This window comes from Streptomyces sp. BE20, from assembly GCF_036322525.1.
Lineage (GTDB): Bacteria > Actinomycetota > Actinomycetes > Streptomycetales > Streptomycetaceae > Kitasatospora.
Genome location: NZ_JAQYWW010000416.1, coordinates 12,781 through 39,398 on the forward strand (window position 1 = coordinate 12,781; position 26,618 = coordinate 39,398).

Annotated in this window: 30 protein-coding genes; 5 read left to right on the forward strand and 25 right to left on the reverse strand. The window is 73.6% G+C overall.

Translation table 11 applies throughout. The features are described 5' to 3' along the window. Positions 1 to 177: 177 nt before the first annotated feature. The 4 genes from PUR61_RS03120 to PUR61_RS03135 form a co-directional block, all read right to left on the reverse strand. Positions 178 to 618 carry a hypothetical protein gene (locus PUR61_RS03120; protein WP_329875344.1) on the reverse strand — a complete coding sequence of 147 codons (441 nt, stop codon included), beginning with the start codon at positions 616 to 618 and terminating at the stop codon, positions 178 to 180. Between the two features lie 27 nt (positions 619 to 645). Further along, positions 646 to 1,179 (reverse strand): hypothetical protein, encoded by a 534-nt coding sequence (locus PUR61_RS03125; protein WP_329875346.1) that lies wholly within the window; start codon positions 1,177 to 1,179, stop codon positions 646 to 648. 133 nt (positions 1,180 to 1,312) lie between these two features. Then, a complete protein-coding gene (locus PUR61_RS03130) occupies positions 1,313 to 2,047 on the reverse strand; it encodes a hypothetical protein (RefSeq protein ID WP_329875347.1) in 735 nt (244 codons plus the stop codon). 185 nt (positions 2,048 to 2,232) lie between these two features. Further along, positions 2,233 to 2,730, reverse strand: coding sequence for an AAA family ATPase (locus PUR61_RS03135; protein WP_329875348.1), 498 nt, complete (start codon positions 2,728 to 2,730; stop codon positions 2,233 to 2,235). A 166-nt stretch (positions 2,731 to 2,896) separates the two neighbouring features. Between PUR61_RS03135 and PUR61_RS03140 the strand changes: the two genes are divergently transcribed. Next, entirely contained in the window at positions 2,897 to 3,733 is an 837-nt protein-coding gene (locus PUR61_RS03140) for a hypothetical protein (RefSeq protein ID WP_329875349.1), read from the forward strand. Positions 3,734 to 3,803: 70 nt separating this feature from the next. On the opposite strand, the gene PUR61_RS03145 is transcribed toward PUR61_RS03140, so the two are convergent. The 21 genes from PUR61_RS03145 to PUR61_RS03245 all read right to left on the reverse strand — a co-directional run bounded on the left by PUR61_RS03145 (position 3,804) and on the right by PUR61_RS03245 (position 21,840). Beyond that, positions 3,804 to 4,043 (reverse strand): hypothetical protein, encoded by a 240-nt coding sequence (locus tag PUR61_RS03145; protein ID WP_329875350.1) that lies wholly within the window; start codon positions 4,041 to 4,043, stop codon positions 3,804 to 3,806. 156 nt (positions 4,044 to 4,199) lie between these two features. Continuing rightward, positions 4,200 to 5,027 carry a hypothetical protein gene (locus PUR61_RS03150; protein ID WP_329875351.1) on the reverse strand — a complete coding sequence of 276 codons (828 nt, stop codon included), beginning with the start codon at positions 5,025 to 5,027 and terminating at the stop codon, positions 4,200 to 4,202. 86 nt (positions 5,028 to 5,113) lie between these two features. After that, positions 5,114 to 6,295, reverse strand: a complete 1,182-nt coding sequence (dnaN, locus tag PUR61_RS03155) for a DNA polymerase III subunit beta (protein WP_329875352.1) — start codon at positions 6,293 to 6,295, stop codon at positions 5,114 to 5,116. Between the two features lie 52 nt (positions 6,296 to 6,347). Next, positions 6,348 to 6,548: a hypothetical protein gene (locus tag PUR61_RS03160; protein WP_329875354.1), complete on the reverse strand. Its 201-nt coding sequence runs from the start codon at positions 6,546 to 6,548 to the stop codon at positions 6,348 to 6,350. After that, positions 6,542 to 6,979 (reverse strand): hypothetical protein, encoded by a 438-nt coding sequence (locus tag PUR61_RS03165; protein ID WP_329875356.1) that lies wholly within the window; start codon positions 6,977 to 6,979, stop codon positions 6,542 to 6,544. Before PUR61_RS03165 ends, PUR61_RS03160 begins: the two co-directional genes overlap by 7 nt. A 131-nt stretch (positions 6,980 to 7,110) precedes the next feature. Beyond that, on the reverse strand, positions 7,111 to 8,043 hold the full coding sequence (locus PUR61_RS03170) for a hypothetical protein (protein ID WP_329875357.1): 933 nt from the start codon (positions 8,041 to 8,043) through the stop codon (positions 7,111 to 7,113). Between the two features lie 153 nt (positions 8,044 to 8,196). Next, positions 8,197 to 8,772 carry an ATP-binding protein gene (locus PUR61_RS03175; protein ID WP_329875359.1) on the reverse strand — a complete coding sequence of 192 codons (576 nt, stop codon included), beginning with the start codon at positions 8,770 to 8,772 and terminating at the stop codon, positions 8,197 to 8,199. 133 nt (positions 8,773 to 8,905) lie between these two features. Continuing rightward, positions 8,906 to 11,194: a hypothetical protein gene (locus PUR61_RS03180; RefSeq protein WP_329875360.1), complete on the reverse strand. Its 2,289-nt coding sequence runs from the start codon at positions 11,192 to 11,194 to the stop codon at positions 8,906 to 8,908. A gap of 14 nt (positions 11,195 to 11,208) precedes the next feature. Beyond that, positions 11,209 to 11,613, reverse strand: coding sequence for a hypothetical protein (locus tag PUR61_RS03185; protein ID WP_329875362.1), 405 nt, complete (start codon positions 11,611 to 11,613; stop codon positions 11,209 to 11,211). Positions 11,614 to 11,616: 3 nt separating this feature from the next. Further along, the gene (locus PUR61_RS03190) at positions 11,617 to 14,031 is read right to left on the reverse strand and encodes a hypothetical protein (RefSeq protein ID WP_329875364.1); all 2,415 of its coding nucleotides are present in this window, start codon (positions 14,029 to 14,031) and stop codon (positions 11,617 to 11,619) included. Positions 14,032 to 14,178: 147 nt separating this feature from the next. Then, on the reverse strand, positions 14,179 to 14,742 hold the full coding sequence (locus tag PUR61_RS03195; protein WP_329875366.1) for a hypothetical protein: 564 nt from the start codon (positions 14,740 to 14,742) through the stop codon (positions 14,179 to 14,181). 164 nt (positions 14,743 to 14,906) lie between these two features. Continuing rightward, positions 14,907 to 15,059: a hypothetical protein gene (locus tag PUR61_RS03200; protein WP_329875368.1), complete on the reverse strand. Its 153-nt coding sequence runs from the start codon at positions 15,057 to 15,059 to the stop codon at positions 14,907 to 14,909. A 302-nt stretch (positions 15,060 to 15,361) separates the two neighbouring features. Continuing rightward, positions 15,362 to 17,062, reverse strand: a complete 1,701-nt coding sequence (locus PUR61_RS03205) for a DUF2637 domain-containing protein (RefSeq protein WP_329875370.1) — start codon at positions 17,060 to 17,062, stop codon at positions 15,362 to 15,364. A gap of 10 nt (positions 17,063 to 17,072) precedes the next feature. Continuing rightward, complete coding sequence (locus PUR61_RS03210; protein ID WP_329875372.1) at positions 17,073 to 17,675, reverse strand: hypothetical protein; 603 nt, start codon at positions 17,673 to 17,675, stop codon at positions 17,073 to 17,075. Between the two features lie 117 nt (positions 17,676 to 17,792). After that, on the reverse strand, positions 17,793 to 18,071 hold the full coding sequence (locus PUR61_RS03215; RefSeq protein WP_329875374.1) for a hypothetical protein: 279 nt from the start codon (positions 18,069 to 18,071) through the stop codon (positions 17,793 to 17,795). Positions 18,072 to 18,248: 177 nt separating this feature from the next. Then, positions 18,249 to 18,455 (reverse strand): hypothetical protein, encoded by a 207-nt coding sequence (locus PUR61_RS03220; RefSeq protein WP_329875375.1) that lies wholly within the window; start codon positions 18,453 to 18,455, stop codon positions 18,249 to 18,251. Positions 18,456 to 18,629: 174 nt separating this feature from the next. Beyond that, complete coding sequence (locus tag PUR61_RS03225; protein ID WP_329875377.1) at positions 18,630 to 19,010, reverse strand: hypothetical protein; 381 nt, start codon at positions 19,008 to 19,010, stop codon at positions 18,630 to 18,632. Positions 19,011 to 19,104: 94 nt separating this feature from the next. Continuing rightward, complete coding sequence (locus PUR61_RS03230) at positions 19,105 to 19,599, reverse strand: ATP-binding protein (protein ID WP_329875379.1); 495 nt, start codon at positions 19,597 to 19,599, stop codon at positions 19,105 to 19,107. A 368-nt stretch (positions 19,600 to 19,967) separates the two neighbouring features. After that, positions 19,968 to 20,228: a hypothetical protein gene (locus tag PUR61_RS03235; RefSeq protein WP_329875381.1), complete on the reverse strand. Its 261-nt coding sequence runs from the start codon at positions 20,226 to 20,228 to the stop codon at positions 19,968 to 19,970. Positions 20,229 to 20,389: 161 nt separating this feature from the next. Further along, the gene (locus PUR61_RS03240; protein ID WP_329875383.1) at positions 20,390 to 20,833 is read right to left on the reverse strand and encodes a hypothetical protein; all 444 of its coding nucleotides are present in this window, start codon (positions 20,831 to 20,833) and stop codon (positions 20,390 to 20,392) included. Between the two features lie 176 nt (positions 20,834 to 21,009). After that, positions 21,010 to 21,840 carry a hypothetical protein gene (locus PUR61_RS03245; RefSeq protein ID WP_329875385.1) on the reverse strand — a complete coding sequence of 277 codons (831 nt, stop codon included), beginning with the start codon at positions 21,838 to 21,840 and terminating at the stop codon, positions 21,010 to 21,012. A gap of 380 nt (positions 21,841 to 22,220) precedes the next feature. On the opposite strand from PUR61_RS03245, the gene PUR61_RS03250 reads away from it, so the two are divergent. The 4 genes from PUR61_RS03250 to PUR61_RS03265 all read left to right on the forward strand — a co-directional run bounded on the left by PUR61_RS03250 (position 22,221) and on the right by PUR61_RS03265 (position 26,230). Next, on the forward strand, positions 22,221 to 22,967 hold the full coding sequence (locus PUR61_RS03250; RefSeq protein ID WP_329875387.1) for a GntR family transcriptional regulator: 747 nt from the start codon (positions 22,221 to 22,223) through the stop codon (positions 22,965 to 22,967). Positions 22,968 to 23,172: 205 nt separating this feature from the next. Beyond that, entirely contained in the window at positions 23,173 to 24,186 is a 1,014-nt protein-coding gene (locus tag PUR61_RS03255) for an AAA family ATPase (protein ID WP_443035112.1), read from the forward strand. Then, positions 24,183 to 25,382: an HAD family hydrolase gene (locus PUR61_RS03260; protein WP_329875391.1), complete on the forward strand. Its 1,200-nt coding sequence runs from the start codon at positions 24,183 to 24,185 to the stop codon at positions 25,380 to 25,382. Before PUR61_RS03255 ends, PUR61_RS03260 begins: the two co-directional genes overlap by 4 nt. After that, complete coding sequence (locus PUR61_RS03265; RefSeq protein ID WP_329875393.1) at positions 25,379 to 26,230, forward strand: NAD(P)-dependent oxidoreductase; 852 nt, start codon at positions 25,379 to 25,381, stop codon at positions 26,228 to 26,230. The genes PUR61_RS03260 and PUR61_RS03265 overlap by 4 nt, the downstream gene beginning before the upstream one ends. The last annotated feature ends 388 nt before the right edge of the window (positions 26,231 to 26,618 follow it).

Here is a 26,618-nt window from a genome sequence, read left to right on the forward strand (position 1 = left end):
CAGCTGACGGCCCGCCTCCCTCGCGGCCGGCTTCATCCGTCATGACGGTCCTGAAACGCAGAGGGGCCCGCTCTCCTGCTTAGGTTCTAGCGGTCCTCGCAACTCCCATGATCATGAGTGTTGCGAGGACCGCTAGAACCTAAGTTGCTGGGAGGCGGGCCCTTCGTGGTGCTCAGATCAGGCCGGGACGGCCCCGACAGCGCGGTCCAGGCCGACGACCCGGGCGACAGTGGCAAGAGTGTCGCCCCAGTCGCCGGCGTGGTGGACGGCGCGGTCGTCGACGTAGCAGGCCGCACCAAGCTTGGTGCTGGTCACGAGCACCGTCCCGCGGGCGGTCCAGTAAGCCCTGCCCTCGGCAGGGTCGACGAAGGCGTCCAGCCCGCTGTACCAGGTGACCCAGTCCGCGATCTCCGGCAGCCACCGAAGCGGCCGGGCGGTGAATACGAAGACTGCGCGCTGCTGGGCGACGGCACGCAGCGCGTCGATGGCGCCGGGCTGGGGCAGGCCGATACGGCCGCCCTGCCACCCCTGGTCTACGGCGAGAGTGCCGTCCAGGTCGAAGCCGACGGCTTGGCTGGCGGGGCTGTCGGGGCGGGGGGTGATGACGGGTCGGTGCATGTGGTCCTCCGTCGAGTGGGCCGGGGTCTACAGGCAGGTGAGCTGGTTCTCGTCCGGCACGGCGTCGGCGTCGGCGGCCTGGGCGCGGGCGGTGTCGTGGGCGTCGTCGTCCCGGTCGCGGACCAGCCGCCCGTCGGGCAACTGCCCCCACTCGCGGCTGCCGGCCGAGTCGTCGGCGGCGGCCTCGGGGCTGGTGTGGTGGGGGATGAACTCGTCCTCGGGGGTGTCGCCGCAGATGCCGCACGTGGCGGTCCAGCACAGCGACGGGACGGCGACACCGGCGTCCGAGCGGGCCGCGCCCTCGCGCCGCCAGGCGTAGCCGCGGAAGAGCACGACCGCGTAGGACACCGGCTGGAGCGGGGAGCCGTCGTCGATGTCGGCCGCGAGAGCGTTGTGTTCGGCGGAAGCCATCAGGGCGGTGACGAGGTCGGGCATCGTCAGCAGGGTGTTCGGGCCGGTGAGCCACAGCTCCCAGTCGGTCGTGGGGGTGCCGGGGCGCAGCCTCTGGTCGGGGTCGGTGGCGAACAAGCCGCGCAGGGCGATCGGGGCGACGGCGGTCATGGGGTGGCTCCTTCGACGGGTCGGTCCGGCCCGCGCGGTGCGGGCCGGACCGGGTGGGTGGCGCGGTGGGCGGCGGGTCGGTGCGGGTGTGGAAGAGGTGGGCCGACTGCCGGGGTAGCCGGCCGGGGTGGTGCTAGAGGGTCCCGTCGGCCCAGGCGTCGGCCTCCTGGTCGCGGTCGTCGTCCTGGTCGTCGTCGTTCGTGCGGGAGGCCCGGGAGGTGGCGGCGTCCCGGTCGGGGGCCGGGGCCCACGGGTCGTCCTCGTCGCTGCCGTCGAGCGGGCGGCCGTCGGCGTGGCGCTGGAGGAGATCGGCGAGCTGGGTGACGGTGGTAACGACGACGCGGTACTCACCGTCGGCGACCAGCTCGTAGTAACGCGGGCGACCGGCGTACTCGGCGAGTCCGCTGTCCGTACCGGACGGCTGGTAAAGCAGGTACGCGCCGGGGGTGAGCTCGCACCTGGCCGTGCCGTCCGGTCGCCCCACCCAGTTCTGCGGCCTGGTGAGGCAGCCGGAGCCGTGGTCGAGGTGGATCGCGCCGCCGGCCGCCCTCGCCGCCAAGTTGGCGGTGGAGTCCTGGGCGAGCTGCGCCAGCGACGGCACCGCGGTGGTCGGCGCGGGGTGGCGCGTGATGCCGAGGCGGGTCCGGAGCGGGGCCAGGAGGTGGTGGGTGTGCTGGTCGGCGAGCACGGCGGTGAGGGCGGCTGCGGCGAGTGCCAGGGTGGTGCGGGTCTCGGCGGGGCGGGCCGCCAGGGCGCGGTAGGCGGTGAGGCCGGCTGCGGCTCCGGCAGCGACGGTGGCAGCCGGGTCGGCGAGGTCGAGAAGGGCGCGCAGCGCGCGGGTCCGCAGGTCGGTGGTCTGCTCGGTCATTCCGGGGGTTCCTTCCGGTGGGTGGTGCGGTGGCTGGTGGTGGGTCAGGTCCAGGGCCCGAAGGGTGGCTCCGCGCCGCTTGCGGGTGCGGGCCCGGGCGGCCGCGCCGCTCACCACCGCGCCCCGCTGCTCCGGCCTGGCGGGCCGGCGGGCGGGGCGCGGTGGTGAGCGGAGTGATGGTCCGGTCAGGCGGTGCGGTGGTGGCGGATCTCGTCGAAGCCCTCGCCGGCGAGCAGCCCGCGGGCGGAGCGGACCATGCGGTGCTGCCAGCGCACGACCGCCTCCGGTACGCGCTGGTGGTCCGGGCGCGAGGCGTTTCGGGCGAGACAGGTCCGAAGCGGAGCGTCCACCCAGGCCGCGACCACACGGCGGCCGTGCTGGTGCGCCAACTCCACCAGTTGCAGGCGGTGCTGCGCCTCGACCGAGGTGTTGTCCACGACCACCGTCTTGGCACGGCGTAGGCGCATCGCGAGGATCTGGTGCTGGAGCAGGACGGCGTCGGGCGTGCTGTCCTGGTCGCCGGGCTCGGATGCGAGGGCGCGGAGCCGGTCCAGGCTGACGATCTGGTGCGCGGGCAAGGAGCGCAGCAAGGTCGACTTGCCCGAGCCGCTGGCCCCGATCATCACGACCAGGTCGCCGGGCTCGACCGGGCCGAGTAGGTCTTCTGTGGTGGTGTGGTTCATGGACTGGCCTTCCGGGTGCCGGGTGGGTGTCAGCGGGCGAGGACGGCGGCGGCGACAGTCTCGAAGGTCTCGTTCATCTCGGTCTCCTGGTCAGGTGAGTGGCGAGAGGGTGTGTCACTGTGGAGCGCTTGGTGCGGCAGAGCCGGTCGACGCGGTGGGAGTGGTTGTGAGCGAGGAGTCTGAGCGGATTCGGCACGGTGTGGGCCACTACGCCGTCGATGTGGCGCTGGCGCTGACCGAGGACGGCGTCCCGGCGGCGGTGCACGCCGTCCACGGCTCCGGGGATCAGGAGCCCTCCGCCGTCGTGTTGGTGAACCTCACGATCGGCCAGCGGGTGGTGCCGGATGGCCTGTGCGGCCTGGGATGGGACTGTGTGTCCGGCTGGTTCTTCTTCACCGGTGACCCGTCGCGGCCACGCAAGGAGCTGACGGCCGGGGTCCGGTGGCTGAGCGACGGCCAGGTGCCGCCCCCGGCCAGGCTGATGTCGTTCCTGTCGGCCGTGCTGCTGGACCCGGCGAGTGCCGGCAGCGCCGAACGCCCCTACTACGCCGTCTCCGGCGGCGGGCCCGGCCTGGCCGATCGCCTCGCCCACTATCTCTCCCCCACCGTCAGTGAGCCGTGGCAGCAGCGGTTCGCCAACCGACAGCAGGGGGCTCTTCACGCGCGGGTGCGGGAGTACCTGCGGGACGACACCGAGGAGGTGGTGATGCTGCCGCTGCGCGCCGGCGAGCTGCGGGCGGTGGTGGAACTGCTGGAGCTGCACGACCTGACCGGCCAGTACCTGCATCCGATGGGGCGCCTGGCCGGGCATCTCGCCCGGGACCTCGAGGCCCGCGTGGCGGCCGGCCTGTCACTGGAGCCGGCCGCCGGGGTGGTGTATACGCAGATCCTCCGGGAGGAGAACGACGCGATGGCCGCGCAGATCGAGGCGGAGCGGTTGGCGATGCGGCGGGACTACGGGCCGGACGTGCCGGCTGACCTGCCGCCGATCGACTTCTCCTGACGCGCGTCTCCTTCGCGGTGGGCCCGCCACGGTCGTGGCGGGCCCCCGCTGCATATGTGCTTCCGGGTGATCAGGTGGCCAGGCGCCACAGGATCACGATGATGACCAGCAGACCGATGAGGACGGCCTTCGGGTTGAGGCTCCAGGAGCCCTCGAGCACCTTGATCTCGGCCCAGATCGCGTCGATCTCCTGCTGCAGTCCGGTGTGGGCGGGGGTGCCGGGCACCAGGGTGTTCTGGACGGCTCCCTTCTCGGCCAGAGTCTGGCGGAGCCTGGCGAGGCGCTCGTCACGGGATATGGCCCAGGGCATCGGGCGGGGTCCTTCCAGTCGATGGGTACAGGCGGTGATGTCGGTAGCGCGGTTCAGGTGAGAGCGCGGCCGCCGTCGAGGCCGGGACTCGGCCTCCACGTTCGGCAGCTAGGGCGCACGGCGGTGGCTCTTCGGCGGTGGGCAGGGCGGGCTGGTTCAGAAGAAGGCGAGCTGCTCGCGCTCCGTACGGGTGGGGGCGAGGTCGGGCAGGCCGGGGGAGTCGGCGGGTGCGGGGCCTTTCTCGCTGGCGATGTGCCAGTCCGCGAGGGCCTGGGCGTCGGCGGCGGTGCGGCACCACGCGTCGTCGCTCAGCGCCCGGCGGGTGACGATCCGCCCGCAGCAGTTCACCCACCACCAGCCCGGCCGGGTCTCGCCCCGGGCCTGCTGGATCAGCGGCTTCTCGTGGTGGCACGCGCAACGGCAGAGCTCTCGGCAGGGCGGTCCGGCGAGCCAGACCCACGCGAGGTCGTTGACGCCGGAGCGCAGGTCCGGGGACGCGTGCTGGTGGGGCTCGCAGTGGTGGGCGTGGCGGTTCGGGCCGGCCTGGATGACGGTCTCGCGGATCGGGCGGCCGTCGTGGCGGCATTCGCCGTGGCGGCCGGCCTGGCACTCGACGGACGGCGGCCGGTGGCAGGCGCAGTCCGTAAACGGGCCGGGGATGTGCTGGTAGTTGCGCAGCCAGCTCGCGGGCCAGACGTTCTCCCGCACCCACGCGGCGGCCTGCGGGGGCATGGCGTCGGACTCCCGGGCGCCGGTATCCGGGTTGTCGCGGGCGCGCTCGGCGGCGAGGCGGGCGCGGCCGGTGTCGGTGAGGCGGGGGCCGTCGGGGTGGTCGGTGAGCAGGCCGCCCCAGATGAGTTCGACGACGTTGTTGGGGACGCCGTGGATGCGGTAGCGGTCGCGGTCGTAGTCGAGTAGGCCTTGGTCAGCGAGGTCGAGCCACCTCGCGTTGACGGGCTTGTCGGCGTGCCAGGGGTCGTGCACAGCGGGTTCCTCCGGGCAGCAATGAAGAGGGCCGGCCCGGCCGCGGGGTGTGCGGCCGGGCCGGCAAGGACGGGAAGAGGGCGTGGTCAGCCGGAGAGGCGCACGGGCATGACCAGGTGCTGGTAGGTGGCGTCGGGGCCGTCGCCGAGGCGGCCGGCCAGGTACGCGGGCTTGTGCGGGTCGCGCACGTGGAGGTCGGCCTCGCTGGTGCCGAGCGCCTTGAGGGCATCGGCCAGGAAGGCCGGGTTGAAGGCGATGACCAGGCCCTCGGCGCCGTCGGTGCCGGTGGCGTGGGCGGGGATGCGGTCGCTGGCCTGCGCGTCGTCACCCGAGCCAGCCTCGACGCGCAGCTGCTCACCGCCGCGCTCGACGACCAGGCGCACGGGGGTGTTGCGGGTGGCGACCAGCGCGACGCGCTGGATCGCGTCGACGGCCTCCGCCACGGGCAGGCGCAGCGTGATGGGCCATTCGCCGGCGAAGAAGCCGCCCATCGTCGGGAACTCGCCGTCGAGAAGGCGGGTCATGTAGGTGCGCCCGCCCGGGATGGACAGGCCGAGCAGGCCCTCGGACCAGTGGAGGGTGAGGGTGTGCTCGCCCTCCAGCGCCTTCGCGGCCTCGGCGAGGGCCTTGGCCGGCACCAGCACCGCCGCCTGGTCGTCGCCGTTCTTCTTCCCGCCGCGCTTCGGGGCGGGAGTGGGCAGGACGCCGGTGGGCTGGACGGTGAGTTCCTTGTGGGTCATGCGGTAGCGGTCGGTGGAGTCCAGGTGGAGCATGCTGCCGTCCAGTCGGACCTTGATGCCGGTCAGCGTCGGGAGAGAGGTATCAGTGGAGGCGGCGACGGCGACCTGGGCGACGGCGTCGGCAAGGACGCCGGCCTGCACGGTGGCAACGGCGTCGGGCAGGGGGAGCACGGCGGGGTACTCCTCGACGGGGAGAACCGGCAGAGTGAAGCGGGCGGCGCGGCAGCCGACGGCGAGGCGGGCGCCGTTGTCGACGAGTTCGAGGTCGACGTCGGCTCCCTTGGGCAGGCGGGAGCAGATGTCGTTCAGGAGCCGGCCGGGGACCAGGGCGGTGCCGTCGTCGGCGATCTCGGCGGAGACGGTGGCGGAGGTGTAGACCTCGCCGTCGCAGGCGGACAGGCGCAGGCCTCCGTCACCGGTGGCCAGGAGCATGCCGAGCATGACCGGGACCGGCGCGCGGGAGGGCAGGGCCTTGGCGGTGTAGGAGACGGCGTCGGTGAGGGCGGAGACGGGCAGACGAAGCTTCACGGTGGTGCCTTCCGGGGTGGCGGTGGTGTGTTGTCGGGCGGGACGGAGCCGGTCAGCCCTCGTCGTCCGCGTCGTCCGGGCCGAAGGGCATGCAGTCGGGGTAGTCGGTGTCGAGGAGCAGGCAGTCGCCGTAGTCGTCGGCGCGCTCCAGAACGAGTTCGGTGGTGCCGACGTAGCCGGGCACCAGGGCCATGACCGGGGCGTGGTCGGGTAGGCCGGCCAGGACGGCGGCGAGGTCGCCGACCGTCAGCACTCCGGCCAGGCCCGTGCGGCGGGCGACGGCGGGCTGTGCGGGCGGCGCTTCGCCGTCGGCGGGGGTGGGGGCGGGCAGGTGGAGGTCGAGGGCCGGGGTGTTCGGGTCGGGGTCGGGCGCGGTGGTGTGCAGGACCAGGGCGCCGTCCCAGGTGGCGGAGCGCAGCGGCCAGCGGCGCGGCGGTTCCACTGCGGGACGCCGCAGACGACCAGCAGGTGGTCGGGCAGGCGCGTGATGCGGGCGGCGAGGTCGCCGACGGTGAGACGGGCGGCGCTGTAGGGGGTGCCCTCGATCCGCCACGGCGCCCGGCGGTCGACCGGCGGGCGCTTCGCGGCGGCGGCCTTGAGGGTCTCGGTGATGGCGGTGACCGCGGCGGCGCCCATCTCCTCGGGGCCGGCCGGGTCGGCGGTGACGGTCACGGTGGCGTTCACGACGTCCTCCAGGTGGATCGCGGGTCGGCCGGACGGCCGGCCCCGCCCCCGGACGCGCCCCGCCCGCCCCGGCCGGGTGTTCGGCGGGGCGGGCGGGGCGCGGCCGGGGGCGGGGCCGGCCGTCCGGAAGGTCAGAGGGCGTGGTGCAGGGCGGGGGTCGTGGGTGCGCCGGGGCAGGTGGTGGTGCCGTCCGGGGTGCGCCAGGTCCGCTCGGGGTCGTCCTCGGTGGCGGCCCAGGCGAGGGGCTGGTCGCAGTGGCGGCAGCGGAAGCCGCCGGCGGCCAGGCTGGGGGCCTTGAGGGCGGCCAGGTTCTTCAGCGGGCTCAGGCGGGGCAGCGGCGCCGGCCGGGCAGCCGGTTGCGAGGCCGGGGCCGGGGTGGTGTCCGGCCGGGTGTGGACGGCGGCGAGCTGAGCGAGGGCCTCTTCGACGGCGGGGCTCAGGAGCAGGCGGGTGCGGCGCTCGGTCTTCCACCACCGGCCCGCGTACGCGGCCGGAGCGAACAGCAGCCAGACGCCGGCGGTAATGGCGGCGGCCGCGGTGCGCCCGCTTCCGGGGCCGGTCTGCCAGGTCGCCGCGCAGGCGGCGGCGCCGAGGAGGGCCCAGCCGGCGCGGGCGGCGGTGGAGCCGCGCCGGGCCGCGACGAACAGGACCAACGCGAGGACCAGGGCGGCGCCGCCCACCTGGCCCGGGGTGGCGGGCAGGCCGGCTGCGTTCTGGCGCAGCCAGGCGGCGACGGCGCCGAGCGGGACCTGGAGGACGTCGCGGATGCCGTCGGCCGTGTCGCTGTGCCACAGGTAGGCGGCGGCCTGGGCGCAGCCGCGGGCGAGGTCGGCCACGGCGGCGGCGGCGAGGCGGAGCGCGGTGGTGACGAGGGTGATGGTCAGGGACGCGACGAGGACGGCGGCCAGCGCGGTGGCGGTGATCTGTCCGGCGCGTTGGGCGGGGCTGGTGCGGGTGCGCCAGGTGGTGGCGGCCCGCTGGCGCAGGGGGGTGGTGGCCTCCCAGGCGCTGGCGGTGGTGGCGAGGACGCGTAGGGCGGCGTCGGTGAGGCGGGTGGCGAGCACGGTGGGCGGGTCTCCGATCGGGGTCGGCGGCAGGTGGGGTAGGTCGGTGCGGGCGCCGCGGCGCCTTCTGGGGCCGGCGGCCCCGCCCCGGGCCGGGCCGTGGTGGCCGGGATCCGGGGTGGGGCCGCCGGTCCTCGGAGGGGCCGGGAGCGGTCAGCCGCCGAAGCCGGCGGAGTCGGCGGTGCGGGAGCGGGTGTGGTGGGGCAGGAGGGTGGCGGTGCCGTCGGCGATGCGCTCGCGCAGCAGGTCACCGCTGTGCCGGTCGGGGGTGCCGTGGATGGTGATGTCGCCGGCGAGCAACTGGGCGCGCAGGTCGAGCGGCCACACGTCCAAGAACAGGTTGCTGGCGGCGACGGCGGTCTCGATCGCCAGCGGCCTACCGGTGGTGACGATCTCCTGGAGCCGGTCGGCCAGGCCGGGCTGCCGACGCAGGAGGTGGTCGGCCTCGCCGATGAGCAGCAGGATCCGCGGCTGGTCCTCGGTCGGGGTGTGGGCCTCGCTGCCCGTGGCGACGCAGGCCTGCGCGCGGCGGCGGGCGAGGTCGAGGACCTGGTCGAGGATCTGCTCGGCGTCGTCGAAGTCGGCGCACAGGTCGGCGACGGTGGTCAGGGTGGCGTGGCGGGCGGGCTCGATGGCCCGAGTGGTCGTGGTGGGGTCGGCGGCGAGCCGCTGGAGGGTGTGGGTCTTGCCGGAGCCGGTGGTGCCGAGGAGCAGGTGGGTGTGCGCCATGACGGGGTGCCTCCTTGGGGGCATGGGTGAGAGGCCCTCGGTCGGACGGCCGGGGGCTGCGTGGTGTGGGTGCGCGGCCGCCCGCCCGGCCGTGGTGGCCGGGCGGGCGAAGAACGGGGCGGGCAGTGCCGGGCTACGCCTCGACCGACTCGCTGGCATCGGCGGCCAGGGGCAGGCCGTACTCGCCGGACGCCTGCGTGTTGCGGACGACCGCGCCGCTCTTGGTGAGTTCGGTGAGCTTGTTCTCGACCGTCTTCTTCGCGACCTGGGTCATGTCGATGATCTGGTCGATGTGCAGGTAGGTGACGTCGAGGCCGGCCGGGTCGCGCCACTCCTCCAGGACCGCGAGGATCTTGTCCTTCGCGGTGGGTTCCTTGGTGAAGGCCGGCGCGGGCCCGGGCGCCCACGACGCGCCGCCCCCGTCGACGCCGTCCTCGGCGGCGGGGCCGACGGGGACGGTGGCGATCTCGTCGCGGTCGTCCCAGCCGGGGAAGTCCGCCGGGTAGGCGATGGCGTCTTCGTCCCAGAGGCCGGCGGCGGACTCCAGGATCCAGGCCCGCATCATCTCCGCCCGCTCGTCCGGCCCGACGACGTACCCGACACCGAACGTCCGGGACGGGTCGTCCTCGGGGATGCTCGGGTCGTAGATGAGGCTGTCGGTGCCGGTCCGCCAGTACGCGGGGATCCTCGACGGGTCGATGCCGTCGAAGCTGTCGGGCAGGTCCACCCTGTGCTTCTGCGCCCCGTCGGAACGCAGGAGCACCAAGGCCCCGCCGTAGAAGATGTTGTCGCGGATCGACGTATCGCTGCCCATCTTGTCGAGGTTGAGAATCTGGCCGCACAGCACCATGGCCATGCCCAGCGAACGGCCCTGCTCGGCCAGGGCCGCGACGACGAAGGCGGCCTCCTTCATGTACTCGGACTTCTCGGAGAGGAGCTGGGCGAACTCGTCGAGGACGACGGCGATGAACGGCATCTCCTCGGTCGCGGTGAAGTTCTTCATCCGCAAAGCCTGCGACTGGGCGATGCGGTGCAGCAGGATCGCGTAGGCCAGGCGCAGGGCGCCCATCGCGCCGTCCTTGCCGGTGCCCGCGAACGCGGCCATGTCCTCCACGTCCGGGTTGCTGCTGCCCTTGGGGTCGGCGTAGATGATCGCGATCCCGTTGACGTGGTAGCTCAGGCACAACAGCTGCAGGACACCGCCCTTGCCGGAGCCGGTGACGCCGGCGACCAGCGCGTGGCGGGCGCCGCCCTGGGGGTCGAACAGCTGCAGACGCGAGGGCCTGCCGCTGATGCCGAGGCCGAGCTGCACGAACCCGTTCGGGTTCGAGCGCAGTGCCTCGGGCCCCGGGAGTGCCTTGCCGGTCTCCAGCGGGGAGCGGTCCATCAGCCGCAGGATCGCCCGGCGCGGGTCCTGCGTCGACTCGACCGACACCAGCAACGTGGTACGACGCAGGGCGCCGGCAATGCGGACCATGTCCGGCATGGTGATCGCGTCGGTGTCCTCGTCGGCGACGATCCACGCCGCCACGCCGCCGGTGGCCGGATCATGGACCAGGCCCTCCAGATGCGTGCCCGGCATGCAGCCGCTCCTGTTGCCGACGCGCTGGAGCCACAGGCTCTCCAACTCCCCGTGCTGCGCCTGCTGCTCGGTCGGCTGGACGGTGTGGACCAGCACGTTCCGGGCCGACTCGTGCGGACCCGCCGTGATGCGGATCCAGGCCGTCGGCAGCCGGTACACCCCGGAGAGGGTCTCCGCGGTGACGGTGACCGGACGGCCGGGGGCCGCCTCGATGATGCCCTCCCACGCCTCGGGGCCGTGGGCGGTGAGCTGCAGGTGCTGCCCGGGGTGGGTGCCCTCCTTGCCGGAGATGTGCGCGTGCCAGCGCTCCAGTACCTCGCGCTGCGCCGGGGTGAGCCGGTCCGCCGGGGCCTGCTGTGCGGCGGCCGGGACGGGGGTGGCGGCGCGGCGCCGGCGGCGGTTGCCGAGCACCTTGCGCAGCACGAACGCGGTGTAGCCGCCGGCGGCCCACCAGGCGACGGAGACCAGGCCCGTGACGGAGGGCAGGGTCATCCACCCGGCGAGCAGGGCGTCCGCGCCGGGCAGGCCCTGGAGGGTGACGGTGGCCGCGGCCGTGGCGGTGGCCACCGCGGAGACGAACATCGGCCGGCGGTGCGCGGCCAGGATGTCCCCGCCCGGCACGGCCGCCAGCGTCCCGGGCGACAGGAGGCCGGCGAAGTTCGCGCCCGCGACCACCGTCGGGGCGGCCATCAGGCAGCACACGGTGCCGGCGGCCTGTCCGTCGAGGAAGGGCAGGATCGCGGCGGTCAGCGCCGGGGCAGCGACCTCGACGGCCGCGACCGCCCGCTCGACCGTCGGGCTGCGCACCGCCTGGTCGGCGGGGGTGGTGTCGGTGCTCATCGCGGTGTGCTCCTCTATTCCTGGGTGTACCAGCCGCGGTCGGCCATGCCGACGGGGGCACGGTCGGCGGCCTGCTGGATGCCCTCGTGGGTGGTGGTGGCGACGCCCTCGGCCGCGCGGGCGGCCTGGGCGGTGTCCTCGGCCCGGCCTGCGTAGCCGGCGGCGCTCTCTCCCAGTCCCTGCATGGTCTTGGACAGTTCGCGGGTCTCGGCGACCGTGGCGGTGTCGACCTTCACGGCGGTGATGTTGTCCGCGATGCGGCCGGTGTCCTTGGCGGCCTCGGCCAGGTGTGTGGCGAGCTGGCGGTGCTGCTCGCTCCCGCGGGTGACGGCCTTCGCCAGCGTGTTCACCTCCCGCTTCAGCTCGCGGTAGGCGATGCTCACCTTGGTCTTCCCGGTGGTCCTGTTCGCTCCGGACATCGGTCAGCCTCCCTGCTGGTCCTGGTAGAACTCCCGCTCGGCGGGACTGGTGAGCGGGCTGTCGACGACCGCCTGGTAGATGGGGCCGTGCCGGGTGTCGGCGTTGATGACCAGCGCGCCGGCTTCTTCGGCGCCCCTGATCGCACGGCGCTCGGTCTCCTCGGCCGCGGCGCACAGGGAACCGGCCTGCTCGGCCAGACGCTCCAGCACGCGGACCAGGCCCTCGCCGCCCTGGACGCCCCTGGTGCGTTCCAGGAGCTTCTGGGCGGCGAGGGCGTGTTCGGTCGCGACGGCCACCGCCGTCCTGCTCTGCTCGGCGACCTTCCTGAGGTAGGCGGCCCGGTCCCTCATCTGGTTCTCGAACCCCTTCAGGGTCCGTACCTCGCTGCGGCCGAGCTCGCGCCGCTCGCCGTCGGCGATGAAGCTGACCGTGCTGGGGGTGACCTCGATGAACGTGGCGGGCTCGGCGAAGGTGGTGGGGGCGGCCATCGGGTACTGCGTCCTCCTCGAAGCGGCCGGGTCGGCCGGCCGGGTGTGCGGGGCCGGCTGGATCGCGGCGGAGACGGCATCGGCCGCGGCCTGCCCCGGCGACGGGGATCCCTGCGCCAGCGCGGTGGTGCTGGCCATCGGGCTCGGGATCGGGCTCGGCTTCGGTTGCGCCGGGTCGGCCCCCGGCTTCGACTGGGCGGGGACGGCCGGCGCGGCCGTCGGCTTCGGCGGCACCGCCGGCGCCCCCGTGTCCTCCGTGCCCGGCGCCTTGGCCGGGCCGCCGCCGCCCGGCTTCGGCGGCTTCGCCAGGTCGACACCGGGCTTCGGCCGGGCGGGGACGGCCGGCGCGGTGGTCGGCTTCGGCGGCACCACCGGGGCCTTGGCCCCCGCATCGTTCTTGGCCAGGTCGGCGCTCGACCCGGCGGCCGACTGCATCGGCGGCTTCGGCGGCGGCTTCAGAGTGAGGGCGTTGCGGATCTTGGCCTCGTCCATCCTCTTACGCTCGGCCTCGTCCACGGCCTGCCGGTCGGACCAGCCGTCCCGCACACCGTCCCGGTACGCCTGCGCCTGACCGACCGCACCGGCCGCACGGTTCCCGTCCCGGTATCCGGCCTCCCGCGCGGACTGCGTGCGGGGACGCTCAACCGGCTGCGGCTCGCCCGCCGACCGGCCGGCCGCCCCGGTTCCGGCCTGCGGCTTCGTCAGGTCGGCCCCGCCCTTCTTCTCCTCCTTCTGCTTGTCAGCCTTGGCACCTGCCTGGTCGGGACCGCCCGGCTTCGGAACGGGGACACCGACACCGGCCGGCCCATCCGTGCCGTCGGGCTTCGAGCCCTTGCCCGGCCGGGCAGGAGCATCCGTGACCGCCGTGTCCTTCCCGGCACGGCCCGCACCAGGTTCCCTGTCGCTCTTCCCGCCGCCCCGTCCGAAGCCGCCCGACGCCCCCGGGGCCGTCGATGCCCTGGAGTCGGAGCCCTTCGATGCCTTGGTTTCCGCGCCGGTGCTGGTGCGGCCGTCCTGGCCAGTCCGGGAGGAGGCGTCGTTCTTGGCCGCCCTGGTGTCGGACACAGCGCTGGAGGTCTTAGCGTCCTTAGCCGCAGAACTCTTGGCGTCGCGCGTGTCGGCGCGCTTGTCGTCCGACGACGTCTTCGCAGCCTTGGTGGCCGACGTCTTGGCGTCACGCGTGTCGGCGCGCTTGTCGTCCGACGACGTCTTCGCAGCCTTGGTGGCCGACGTCTTGGCGTCACGGGTGTCAGCACGCTTGTCGTCCGACAATGTCTTGGCGTCGCGGGCGTCGACGCGCCTGTCGTCCAAGCTGGCGGCCTTCCTCGACTCGCTGCTCGTCTTGCCCTGCTGCGCCGACGTCTTGTTGCTCAGGTCAGCGACCTTGACGTCCCGGCTCGACTTGGTGTCCTGGTTGGAGCGGCTCTGCGCGCTGTTCTCGCTCTTGGCCGTGCGGTCGGACTTGTTGGCGTTGGTGGTGTTGGTGGAGGTGCCGGAGACCCGGGTCTCCTTGACGTCGTGGCTGCGCTTGACGGTGGTGGCGGTGCCGGTACGGCCCAGCCGGGAGGCGAGCGACCGCATCAGCGCGGACAGCGGCCCCTCCACGCTCGCGGCGTCGTCCTTGCCGCTCTTCTTGCTGTTGGCGTCCCCGCCCGTCGCGGCGCCGTCGGAGCCGGGCACGGCGGTCTGGCCGAGGGTCGTGGTGGAGCCGATCGGGACCGGACGGGCCGGGGCGATCGGGGTGAGCATCTGGGCGAGGGAGCCGGGCGGGGCGGGCTCCGGAGACGCCGGGGCGGGACCGGTCGCACCAGCGGGGACCGGGCCGTGGCCCGCCGGCGGGACCTCGGCGGAGGACGGCGCGGGGGGATGGGAGGAGTGGTGGACGGTGGGTGGTGTGGTCGGAACGGGCGGTGCGGGAGGCGTCGCCATCGCCAAGGATCCTCACTGTAGGTGACCTCCCTCCCCCCTCCCTCCCGACCCCGAAAGCAACTCCCCCTGGCCTCTGACCGGCCAGGAGGAGTTCCGTGGGGACGTTCTCGACAGGGAGGGAGGGGGGAGGGAGGTCACGGGTTGTCACTACTGGAAGAGGCGCTTCTTCGCCCAGCCGTAGCCGGTGACGGCCACGACGGCGCCCAGGACGGCCAGGCCGGCCATCGGCACCGGGCTGTCCTTGTCACCCTCGGAGGCGGCGGCGGAGGCGGTGTTGACCATGCCCGGCGAGGTCGCCATCGGGAACGCCTTCCCGCAGTCGGCGATCGCGTTGTACGCGCCGCCGGCCTTCGCCACGCACGCCTGGACCGCCTCCCGGCGGGCCCGCTGCGCGTCGCTCTCCACCCCGCCGGTCTTCGCCATCTCGGCCGCCAGCGAGGCGTCCTGCTTCTGCCGCTCCAGGTCGACGCGGGAGGCGTCCAGGGCGATCTGCGCCTTGCGGACATCGGCCTCGGCGGACGCCGAAGCGTAGTGGGACCACGAGACCATGCCGGTCGCGACCAGCACGATCGCGCCGCTGGCCAGGCCGGCCTTCGCGCGAGGGGACAGGCGGGCGCCCGGGGCGTAGGCGCCGTGCAGCGGCGGCGTCTTCCAAGACGGTACGGACGTGATGTCGTAGGCGGGGTCGTTGTAGACCGACTGCTCGGTCATGGGGACATTCCTCCTCTGAGCTGGGGAAACGCGATGCGGTGGTGAACGGGACGGCCGGACGGCCGGGCCGCTATGTCGGCCGGACGGCCGTGACCGCCCCCGCACCCACCCGGTTCGAGGTGGTCGGGGACGGCTACGAACAGCCGGACGCGGACGGGCGGGGGTCAGCGGCGGCGCAGCCGGGGGTGGCACCACCAGCAGTCGGGGCCGTGGTCGTGCTCGGTGCGGGCGTGGACCACCAGGAAGGGGGTGGCGATGGTCGCGGCGATGGCCAGCAGGGCCAGGACCAGGCCGATCAGGTAGGCGGTGAGGCTCAACGGGGCTCCTTCGTGGGGCGGGTTCCGGCCGGGGAGGCCGGGTCGGTACGTGTCGGCCGGACGGCCGTGGCCGCCTCCGCACCCACCCGCGTGGGGTGGTCGGGGGCGGCTACGGGCAGCCGGACGCGGATGGTGCTGTGATGTGCCGTTCGCCCTGCGGGGGGCGGGTCAGGTGGTTGGAGGCCCGGACGGGGGGCGGTAGCAACGCCCCCGGCAGGCCGGGGGCGAGGTTCAGCGGTCGAGCCCGGGGACGGGTTGTCGGTGGAGCGCCCGGGCGGGCTGCCGGCCCGGCGCGGCGTGGGTCACGCCGCGTCGGAGTAGTCCTCACGGCCGGCGGCGGCCTGGGTACGGCGCTCGGCGACGATCTGACGGGCCCGGTTACGGCGGTCCTGACGGGTGCCGCCGGTGACGCCGAACGACTCCTCGATGTAGCTGAGCGTGACGACCTCCTCGCCGAACTGCTCGATGAGGTCGGCGATCTCCAGCGCCTGGCGCTCGGCCGGGCTACGGGTCGCGGACGCGTGGGCCACGGCCGCCGCCTCCAGGGCTACGGCCATCGACCGCTTGAGCTCGGCGGCCTCGGCCTCGGCGAGTGCGGCGCGGCGCCTGTCCTCGGCCGCGCGGCGCTCCCCCTCGGCCTCGGTGGCCTTCGCGTTGGCCAGGGTCACGGACTCGGTCTCCAGGGCTACGGCCGCGTCCCGCCGGGCTACGGCCGCCTTACGGGCGGCCTCGGCGGCGGCCTCCTCGGCCTGCGCCTTCGCCTCGGCGAGGCGGGCCTGCTCGGTGTCGGCCTCGGCCTGGAGCCGGGCCTGCTCCGCGACCGCCTCGGCCTGGCGACGGGTCGCCCGCTCCTGCGCCTGGTGGGCCTGCTCGGCCGCCTCGTGCTCCAGCTTCTGCCGCCCGATCCGCGCCTTGAGCTGCGCCTCTTCGGTGCGGGTGCGGATCTCGGCCGCGTCGGCCTCCGCCTGGGCGGTGGCCTTCGCGGCCTCGGCGGCGGCCTCGGCGCGCAGCACGTCGGCCTCGGCGTCGGCCTTCGCCTGCTGGAGCTGTACCTCCAGCGCGTGCTTCCGTACCACCGCGTCGGCGGCCGTACGCGCTTCCTCCTCGGCCCGGGTGCGCTCCGCCTCGGCGAGGAGGCGGGCGGCCTCGGCGCGGGAGGTGGCGGCGGCGATCGCGGCTTGGCGCTCGACGGCGGCGAGGGCTTCCGTAGCCTCCTCCTCCGCGACCCGTAGGGCCAGCTCCCGCGTCCGTACCCCGGCCTCGTGGGCCCGTAGGGCGTCGGCTGCGGCGTCCCGGCCGGGCTGGCTCAGTGCCTCCTCGACCGTCATCCCCCAGGCGACCATCCGTAGGGGCATCCGCTCGTCGGCGTCGGCCTTCCAACGCCACCCCTTTCCGTGACGCTGCGTGAGGCGCTGCTGGTACACCCGGCGCTGCCGGGCGAGCTCCAGGGCCCGGCTGTAGGTCAGGTCCCACAGGCGCATCTGCCGGGCGATCACCGCCGTGCTGTAGGGGCTGAGGAACCAGCGCGACGGAGGGACCTCGTCGCGTGTGATGCCCTTGAGCTTGGCGATGTGCGCGGAGTAGAGGTGGGCGACGTACTCGGTGAAACCGACCCAGACGATGACGACCCCGGCGTGGGAGACCTTGCCGCCGGTGTTGTTGCCGGTGTTCCAGTTCAGCCAGATCGTCAGCGCGGTCAGCAGGACCGGCAGCAGCCGCACCCACGCCGCCTTGCGCTCGAACCGGATCAGGAACAGGTGCCCTAGGCCGAACCCGATGATCGACACGTCGACCGCGACCGGGAGCATCCAGGCGTGCTCGCCCCAGCCCCAGTGGTCGGCCGCGGCCTTGGCCACGGCCGCGTAGGAGGAGACCAGGCCGATCCCGGCCATCGCCACGCCCAGCAGCAGGACCAGGACCAGGAGCGCGATCTCCCACCCGGCCAGCACGATCCGCACGGCCGCCGCCGGCCGCTGCTCCTTCACGTACACGCTGTCGCTCACTGCCCCTCCCTTACTTCTTCGTGGTGGTGGTGTCGGTCCCGGCCGGAACGGCCAGGCGCTCGGCGGCGTGGGTGTTGGCCTGGTACCGCATGCGGTCCACCAGCAGGTCGCTGTCGTAGCGGCTGCCGGTGTCGCGGATGCGGTCGCCGCCGAGCAGCTCCAGCAGAGCGGCCAGGCTTGTCACCGGCTCGGCCTGCGGGTAGCCGCTGTGCAGCAGGACGATCAGCGCGTAGCCCGGGTAGCGGGTGGCGCGCAGGGTGCCGGCCGCGCGGTGGCCGGGGTGGTGGTGCAGCCAGTAGCCGGCGCCCAGGCAGTGGACGGCGCTGCCGTCCGGGTAGCCGGTCCACCGCTCCGGCATGGCCAGCCCGAGCGTGTTCTCGGGGTCGAGGTGCTGCTCGGCAAAGTCGGCCGCGTGGATCTCGGCCTCGCCGCGCACGCCGGTGTCGACGTGGCGCAGGACGGCGGCCAGGTCGCCGTCGACGGGCGGCTGCAGCGGCTCCCAGCCGGCGGCCTGCGCGGCGAGGAAGGCGGCGGCGGCCTCCAGCTCGCCCTCGACGTCGAGCAGACGACGCCGGGTGGCGGCCAGGCTGGTGGTGCGGATCAGACGGAACACGTGGTCCTCCTCGTGGTCGTGGCGGGGCGGCGTCGGGCACCGTCGAACGCCGCCGCGCCCCGCACCCCGGTGGTGCGGGGGCGGGGTGCGGTGGCGAACGACAGCAACCGTCGGCGGTCAGATCCGGTTGGGCTGGACGTCGAAGAACATGACGTTCGAGCCGGCGAGCTGCGGGGCGGCGCGGACCATCTCCGCCATCACCCACAGGTAGAGGTCGTAGCGGCTCGCCCCGGCGCCCGGCGTGCACGTGCCCGAGAGGGAGCGGACGGCGTAGCCGCCGTTGGGCAGCGGCTTCTGGAGCGTCATCACGTAGTGGTGGGTGCCGTGGTGGGTGCCCTGCGACGGCGCGGCGCCGACGGGCACCTGGGCGGAGGCGGTGCCGGTGTTCTGGTCCATCGGGTTCTCCTCGAAAAGGGGGCCGAAGTGTGGTGGTCAGCGGGTGTCGAGCGGGGCGCGCGGGCGGCCCGGCTCCCCGAGGTCCGGGGGCCGGGCCGCCGCACCGCGCCGGACGGCGCCGCCCCGCGCCCGGGAGGTCCGGGGCGGGGCGGCGATGTGCGGTGCGGTGGCGGCGTGTCAGACCAGATCGAGCGGGATGCTGGTGACGGTGCTCTCGCTGTAGGTGCCACCGTCGCCGTGGAAATGCACACTGCGGCCGGTGCTGGTGCTGTTGTACTGCGGCCCGTTGCCGACGTTGATCGGGCCCGTCGCCGTGCCGATCTGAACCACGGCCCCGGCCACAGTCGCGACCTCAGCCGAGTTGCGGATCTCCTGCTGCGCCATGTTCTGCCTCCTCGTCGCGGCCGGGACGACCCCGGCCTGCCGGTGCTCCTGTTCGTCGGGCACCGTCGAACACCGCCGCGCCCCGCACCCGGTGGTCCGGGGCGGGGAGCGGCGGCAAACGACAGCAACCGCCGACGGTCAGACCCGGGCGGCGAGGCGCCGGAACGCGTCGACCTAGTCGGGGTGGGCGGCCTCGTCCAGGACGTGCCGCTGCTCCAGGAGCGCGCCGTCGGCGGCGGGCTGGGCCAGCGTGCGGTCGGCCCAGGCGGTCAGGGCCTGCTCGCCGGGCTCGGCGACGACCTCGCCCTCCCACGCGGCGCAGTGCGTGCGGATCCGGCTCTCGCCGAGGGTGCGTACGGTGATCTGCCAGATCGGCCACTCGGTACGCGGGCCCGGGTCGACGGCCAGGACCTCGTAGACGGGGTCGAAGCGGGTGGCGCGGTAGAGCCCGCCGACGCGGCGCGGGCCGATCTGGCGGGCGACCCAGCGCCGGTACGTGGCGGCCTCGTAGTGGGCGCGGCGGGCGGGGGAGGAGGTGCGGGCGTAGTGCTTCATGGATGGCCTCCGGCCGGGAGCGTCGAGGGCGCGCCCGCCGCACACCGGGACCTGCGGGGTCCGGGTGTGCGGCGGGCGCGGGAGGGGGTGTTGGTCAGCCGGCGGCCGGGATGCGGGAGCGGATGCTCTTGCCGATCGCGGAGGGCTGGACGGTCCAGCCGGGGGAGAGGATGTCGAGGAGGAGCAGGCCGCGGCCGGACTCCGCCTCGTCGTCGTCCGGGGCGTGGCCGGTGCGGCGCGGGGCGGCGTCGGCGAGCGGGTCGTGGACCGTGACGACCGCGTCGGCCGCCCGGGAGCGGTGGACCTCGACGACGAGCGGGACGTGCTCGCCGCAGGCCCGGACCGCGTTGCCGATCAGCTCGGACAGGACCAGCCGGGCGGCCTCCGCGGTCTCCAGGTCGACGCCGTGGGCGATCAGGACGGTCAGGGCCAGGGCACGCACGGTCTGCACGGTGTCCCGGTCGGCGGTGAGGTGGGCGGTGATCCCGCCGGGCCGGTTCGCCAGGTACAGGCCCGGGCGCGGCGCGGGGAGCATCGGGACCTGGCCGGTGAGGCCGGGCGCGCTGCCGGTACCGAAGGTGGTCATCATCGCCGGCTGCCCTTCGGCTTGGCGGGCGGCGGCGGGACCGGGGTGCCGCCGCCGATGTAGCTGCGGCAGAGCGCGAGGTCGGTGGTGTTCACCGCTTGCCTCCGCCCTGGCGGGCGCGGCGCAGGGCCTCGTCCATGTTCGGGTCGCTGTCTCCGTCGGCGCCGGCGGGTCGTGCAATGATGTTGTTCAGCAAGGCGTTGCCTCCTACAAGGCGACGATGACGGCCCCGGGATTGCCCTCCCGGGGCTGTCGGCATGTGGCGGGCGGCTTCTGCCGTCCCCCCGCCGTCTCCGCACCCGGGTCGAGGGGCGGAGACGACGGGCGAGCTCGCAGAAGCAGTGCGGTCAGTGGCGTGGTCGGGGGAGGAGCTACTGGCCGGTGCCCGGAACCTCGGCGACCGCGTAGCCGAGCGAAGCGGGGTCGGCGCCGTCCCGGATCGCGGCGGCATCGGCCCGCAGTCCGGCGGCCTCGTCGGCCCGCAGTGCGGCGGCGGCCTTCGCCCGCGACCGCGCTGCGGGCGGTGCGGTCGGGTCGGCGGCGGCCGTCCGGCTGGCGGCTGCTCCGGCTTCGGCGTTGACGGCGGCGAGGCCGAGGTCGTCGGCCAGCGCGGAGCTGGTCTCACAAATCACCGGGCATCGCCCGTGGGGGTGGGCGGGGAGGGGGTCGGCGATCGTCACTTGGCGCCTCCGGTGGCCTTCTTGAGCGCGGCGGCGCCGGCCTTCGCGGCCTGCGCGGCCGCCTTGCTGGCCGCCTTCGCGATGAGGAGCTCGAGGAGCGTGTCGGCCATGGGTCAGCCCGCCAGGGGCAGGGTGCGCAGGGGCCCGTCGAACGCGCAGCTCGTGGTGCCGGGGTGGAGGGGGCGGGCCGGGGTCGGCGTCACGTCGATGGTGTCGGCGAGGACGTCGAGGTCGACCGGGGCGGCGGTCCGGCGGGCGGGGTGGGCGAGGCCGGCGGGGAGCTCGCGGCGCCGGTCGCGGATCCGGGCCACGACGCGGTCGAGGACGGCGAGGAGCGCGTCCAGGCCGCGGAGGTGGTCGGGCAGGCCGTGCTCGGCGACGTGGAGCCACACGTCCTGGACGGCGTCCTCGTCCAGCTCGACCGCGGCCGGGCCGAGCTCGGCGAGACGCTCGCCCGCGGCCGCGAGGAGCCGGCACGCGTAGCGGGTGTAGAGGTCGTCGAGGGTGCCGGCGGTGACCGGCGTGGAGTCGACGGGGAATGCCAGAATGGTCGTCACGGTCGTGTTCCTCTCGTCTTCTACGGGTTGGTGGTGCGCGACCGACGACGGCCCCCGGGGGCGCAATCCGAGGGCCGTCACCTGCGATCTGACTGCACGAGCAGCCACGGCCGCCGCCCACCCCCCGAGCACGACGGGGTGGGCGGCGGCCGTGGCGGCTGGTGCTGGCGGGTGGGTCAGACGGAGAGCGACCCCGGCGTGGAGGACCGGCCTCGCTGCGTCCGCAGCGGGCTCGCGGCGAGCACCTCGTCCGCGGTGCGGGTCCTCGCGATCGGCCGGGCCCCGACCGGCACCTGCGCGCCGAGGATCGGGGACCGCGCGCCGTGCAGCGGGATGCGGCGCAGGGCGTCGGCGACGAATACCGGCAGCAGCACCCCCGACCACTCGGCCTGGCGGCGCTCCGGCCGGTCCTCGGCCTGGCGGCGCTCGGCGAGGCGCTGCTCCTGCTCGGCGCGGGCCTGCGCCGCGGCGCGCTGCGGCTCCCGGTACCGCAGGACCCGCGCCTCGCCCTCCAGCCGCAGACCGGTCGGGCAGGCCTTGGAGGCGATGCAGTCCGCGCACCGGGCGCGGTGCGCCTCGAACCTCGTGCGGGCCGAGTCGGCGGTCGGCGGCGCGGGGTTGAGCTGGTGCAGCGCGACCGGCTGCGGCGTCGGAACCTTCCGCAGCAGGGTGGTCGGCCGGCGGGCGGCGACCTGCGTGGTTCCCTCCTCGATCTGCCGCGCCCAGTGCGCGATCGTGACGTCGATCTCGACGATCCGGCGCGCGGAGGGGCAGCGGGTGTCGCGCTGGCCGGCGTCCAGTTCGGCGCCGGACAGGTCGGTGGAGTAGTGGTCGCGGATGGTGCGGGTCTTGCCCTGGTCGCCCATGATCCGCTGCCAGGTCTGGCAGTCGGGGCAGGCCACGGCGTTCGCCTCGTCCGGGCGGAGGTTGTAGTGGCTGGGGAGCAGGGTCGAGAGCTGCAGCGGGGGGAGCGGGGAGCGGCGCTTGGTGCGGGTGCGAGCGGGCATCGGGGCCTCCTGGCAGGGAGAAGGGGAGTCCGGGGGAGCGCGGGTGCTGCTCTCTCCGCCCGCCAGGCCCAACCCGATCGGTTGGTGTCCTGGTGGACAGGCAGCGCAGCACGATGCTCAGATCGTTCGGCGTTGCTATGTAGGCGTCCGACGTGGGGGAGCTACGGGCTCAACCCCAGTCACCGAGGTGACCGCCACCGCCCGAAGACGGGTGACACCAATGTCGCGGACCGTAACCGGCCCGTTGCAATCGAAGATAGGGACCCATCTCTCATGTGTCAAGATGGTTCAATTATGTCGTGACGGGCGTCAAGATGATGACGTCCATTGCTTGACGCGATAGCCTGTCAGCTCAGCAGCCGCTTGATAGGAGACGAGCCTTGAACGCCAGCACCATCGCGGCCGAGATCCGGGAAGGGATTTCGACCGGACGCTACCGCCACGGGACGCGCCTCCCTGCCGTGCGCAAGCTGGCGGAAGAGCGCAGCGTAAGTCAGCAGACTGTTGCTGCGGCCTACGCCCAGCTGGCGGCTCTAGGCATGGTCCGGACTGAGCCGGGTAGCGGCACTGTCGTCACCGCCGGCCCGACCACCGAAGCCCACCTCGGCACTTTCGGCCCCCCCGACCTGAGCATGCCGATTTGGAAGCCGACATCCGGCGGCGAGGCCAGCGAGGCCACTACCCTGGTCCGTCAACTGCCCGCACCGCCGCATATGGCTGCATGGGGGATCGCCGACACCGACGTCGTGGAGCGCACGCGGGTCCGCTCGGTAGACGATGTTCCGGTTCAGCACAAGTTGACCATCGTGCCCTACGAGCTGGCGTCTCGTCAGCCCGAGGGTCACGAAGGGGTCCCTCCCCTGCTGGCTCCGGTCGGCGCCACTCGCATGTCTCCCCCGGCCGGAGTCCGTTTCGCAGACTGGCTCGGCTGGAACGTGCTGCGCACCGACACCACCATCTCTGCCGAGCCTATGGATCAGGCCGCAGCTGCAGCACTCGGCATGACAGAGGGCACCCCGGCCTTCCGAATCCTGAGTATTGCTCGCGATCCACAGGAGGCCACGGTCTTTGTGACGGTCAGCACCACGCCTCTGCATCATCTGCTGACGCTGAGCATGGCCGGCTGACCACAAGAGGTCACACCACCGTGGTGGCTCCAAGGTCTCGTCTCTCATGGGATACATCACAGCGGCTGGAGATCTGACGAGGAATCACAGCTGCGTCATCAGCTCCATCAACAACGTCGTACATACGTATTCACATCTGCGTACACACGGGTTTTCGCTGGTCAGCCCTAGGCTGCCGGGCATGGTGACACTGGAGGGTGGGGGCATGGCCAAGGGACGCGCGGGATGGCGGCCTGACCTGCTGCGTGCGCAGCGGGAGGCGCACGGGCTGACGTTGGAGAAGGCGGGGGAGAGGCTGCGGGAGGTCGCCGAGGAGGCGAGGCTCAAGGGCATTCCGGCCGCCAATCCTCAGACCCTGTGGCAGCATGAGCAGGGCGAGGTCTACCCCGGTCCGCACTACCGGCGGGCCTATTGCTTGCTCTACCGGGCGACCGACCCCGAGCTCGGGTTCCGCGCTGCACTGCCGGGCGAGGAAACCACCTTCCGGCTCACGCCTGCGAGCAACGAGCACAACGGCGGGCACGTGCTCGCTGTTGAGCGGGCGATTCACCGGATCGCGGCTGGCAGCGACGAGGCCAACCACATGGGTGTGCAGCAGCGGATCCTGGACGCCTGGAAGCGCCGGCACACCGGGGGCGACCCGCACCGCCCGGTCGTGGTCCTGGTCGGCGGGTATGCCGGTTCCGGGAAAACGGAGTTCGCGCGGTTCCTCACTCAGCTGACGGGCTGGCCGTTGCTGGACAAGGATCCGTTGACCAGGCCGTTGGTGGAGCGGCTGCTGGTCTCGCTGGGTGGCGATCCGCACGACCGGCACACCGATCTGTACCGCGAGCAGGTGCGTGACCTTGAGTACGACTGCCTGATGCAGGCGGCCTGGGCGAACATCGGCTGCCGGATCAGCACTGTCCTGACCGCGCCGTTCATCGCCGAGATGACGGACGAGGGCTGGATGCGGCGTCTCACGAACCGGTGCGCGTCGCTCGGCGTCGACGTCGCGCCGATCTGGGTCCAGTGCGACCCGGAGTCGATGCGCGAGTACGTCAGTTTCCGCTCGGCGGCCCGGGATGCCTGGAAGCTGGGGCGGTGGGACGAGTACCTGCAGACGATCGATGTCGACCTGCGGCCGGCCGTGCCGCACCTGGTCGTCGACAACCGGCTCGGCGCCGCAATCAGCCTCGCCGACCAGGCCCGGCAGGCAATCCGGGAGGTGTACGCATGAGCACCGCACCCATGCGCGGCGTGATCCTGTACGGGCCGCCGGCATCCGGGAAGGACACGGTCACCAGGGCGTTGAGCGACATCGACCCGGAATTTTCCCTGTTCTCGCGGGTGAAGGTCGGGCCGGGCCGGTCGGCCGGGTACCGGATGGGCACTCCCGAGCAGCTCGAGGAGCTGCGGGCGTCGGTCGCGGTCGTGTACGAGAACTCCCGCTACGACAGCGTGTACGTGACGGATCGTCCTGGCCTGGACGAGGCGTTTGCGCACGGCGTGCCAGTGATGCACCTGGGGCAGGTCGACGGGGTGCGGGCGGTGCTCAACGGCTACCCGGCCGAGTGGCTGACCGTCCTGCTGTGGTCTCCTCGAGAGGTTACCGAGGCGCGATCGACCGGCCGGGGCGACGCGGACACTCCGGCACGGCTGGACGCGTGGGACGCGACCCGGGCCGACCTCGACGCCAACCCCGACTTCAGCTTCGACCTGACCATCCGCACCGACGAGATCGGACAGGAGGCCGCCGCCGAGCAGATCCGCCAGGCACTCACCACGCCGCGCGGCGAGCTGGTGCTGGTGGACTTCGACGACACGCTGATCGACAGGCTCGCCGCTGTGACGGCCTGGGTGTCCAGGTACTGCACGGGGCACGGTCTGGGCGCGGAGGTCGAGCAGCGGATGCTCGAGGCGATGCGGGTCCGGGCGGACCTGGACGTGATCGAGGGCCTGTGCGCCGAGCTCGGCCTCCCGGAGTCGCCCAGCGGGCTCTGGTCGCGGTACGAGCCGGAGCTCGCCGCCCTGGTGGCGCCGTTCCCCGGCGTGATCGAGGCCCTGACCGCCGTACGGGAGGCCGGCCACCAGGTCGTCGTCGTCACCAACGGCGGCGCGAAGATCCAGCACGCCAAACTCACCGCCGCCGGCATCACCGACGTGGTCGACGCCGTCTGCATCTCCGGCGAGATCGGCATCCGGAAACCGGCGCTCGAGATCTTCGAGACCGCCGCCGCCTCCGTCGGCCGAGACCTTCTCCAGGGCGGGTGGATGATCGGCGACAACGCCGACCTCGACGTCGCTGGCGGCCGGAAGGCCGGGCTGCGCACCGTCTGGATCTCGCACGGCCGGGACTGGCCGGGCGGCGTGGAGCCGGACTTCGTCGCCTCGACCGCGGTCGAGGCGCTCACGCATGTAGGAGGTGCGCGGTGACGGAGGCCCAGCCTGTCCTCGCCGTACTGCATCCGGGCAGCATGGGCGCGGCAGTCGCGGCCAGCGCGGCAGCGACCGGAACCCAGGTCCTGTGGTGCCCGGCCGGGCGCAGCGCGGCGACCATACGGCGTGCCGCCGAGGCTGGGCTGGAGCCGGTGCCCGAACTGGGTGAGGTGCTGGAGCGGGCTGCGGTCGTGCTGAGCCTGTGCCCGCCGGCCGCCGCCGAGGACGTCGCCCGCGAGGTCGCCGGGATCGGGTTCACCGGGGTGTTCGTCGAGGGCAACGCGATCAGCCCCGAGCGGTCCCAGCGGATCGCCGACCTCGTTGGTCGCAGCGCGCGAGCGGTGCTCGACGGCTCCGTGATCGGCTCCCCGCCCGTCGGCGGCAAGCACGCGCGGCTGTTCCTTTCCGGATCTCCCGACGCCGCCGCCTTGGTGGCGACGGTGTTCGCTGGCACCGCGGTGTCGACGCCGGTGCTGGGCGAGGAGATCGGGCAGGCTTCGGCACTGAAGGTCTCCTACAGCACATACCAGAAGGCCAGCAGGGTGCTCGCTGCACTGTCCTACGGCCTGGCTGAGCATCACGGCGTCGACCAGGCGCTGCTGGACGTGGCCGGCAAGCGGGCTGGCAGCTACCTGGTCGAGACCGCCTACATCGCCAAGACGGCGTCCCGGGCCTGGCGGTGGGCGCCGGAGATGGAGGAGGCCGCCGATACCCTGCTCGAGGCGGGCCTGCCGGACGAACTAATACGCGCGGTTGCCGCGACGCTTCGACGCTGGACGGATGCGAAGGACGACGGTGGTCTCTCGGTCGAAGGTGCGCTCCGGATCCTCCGGGAGCCGATGTGAGCACTGATCTGTCGGGCCGTCTGGTCACTGGTTCGTCAGATCGACACGGTGAGCTGGCGGCTACTGTCCGCATCGCCCCTGCGGGTAGGCTTGGCCCGACAGTGATCCAGAATGCACTTCGCCGTCCGGACCCGAGGGACCGGACGGCGGTCAAGTGGATCGGCGCCCCCTGCCAGGGGCCCGTCCCGGTCAACCACGCAGAGGGTGGTGACGTGATGAGGGTACCCGCAGTGGCACCCCCTCATACACGCGGCACCCCGCCGTGGAGTCGACCGGGATCTCCCGAGTCTCGCTCCGGCGGGGTGCCGTCTCTGTATGTGTGGCCGGCCACGGCGGCCCCCGAAGGTGGGGGTGTTCCGTGACCTAGCCCTCGTCCGCGGAGCCCGAC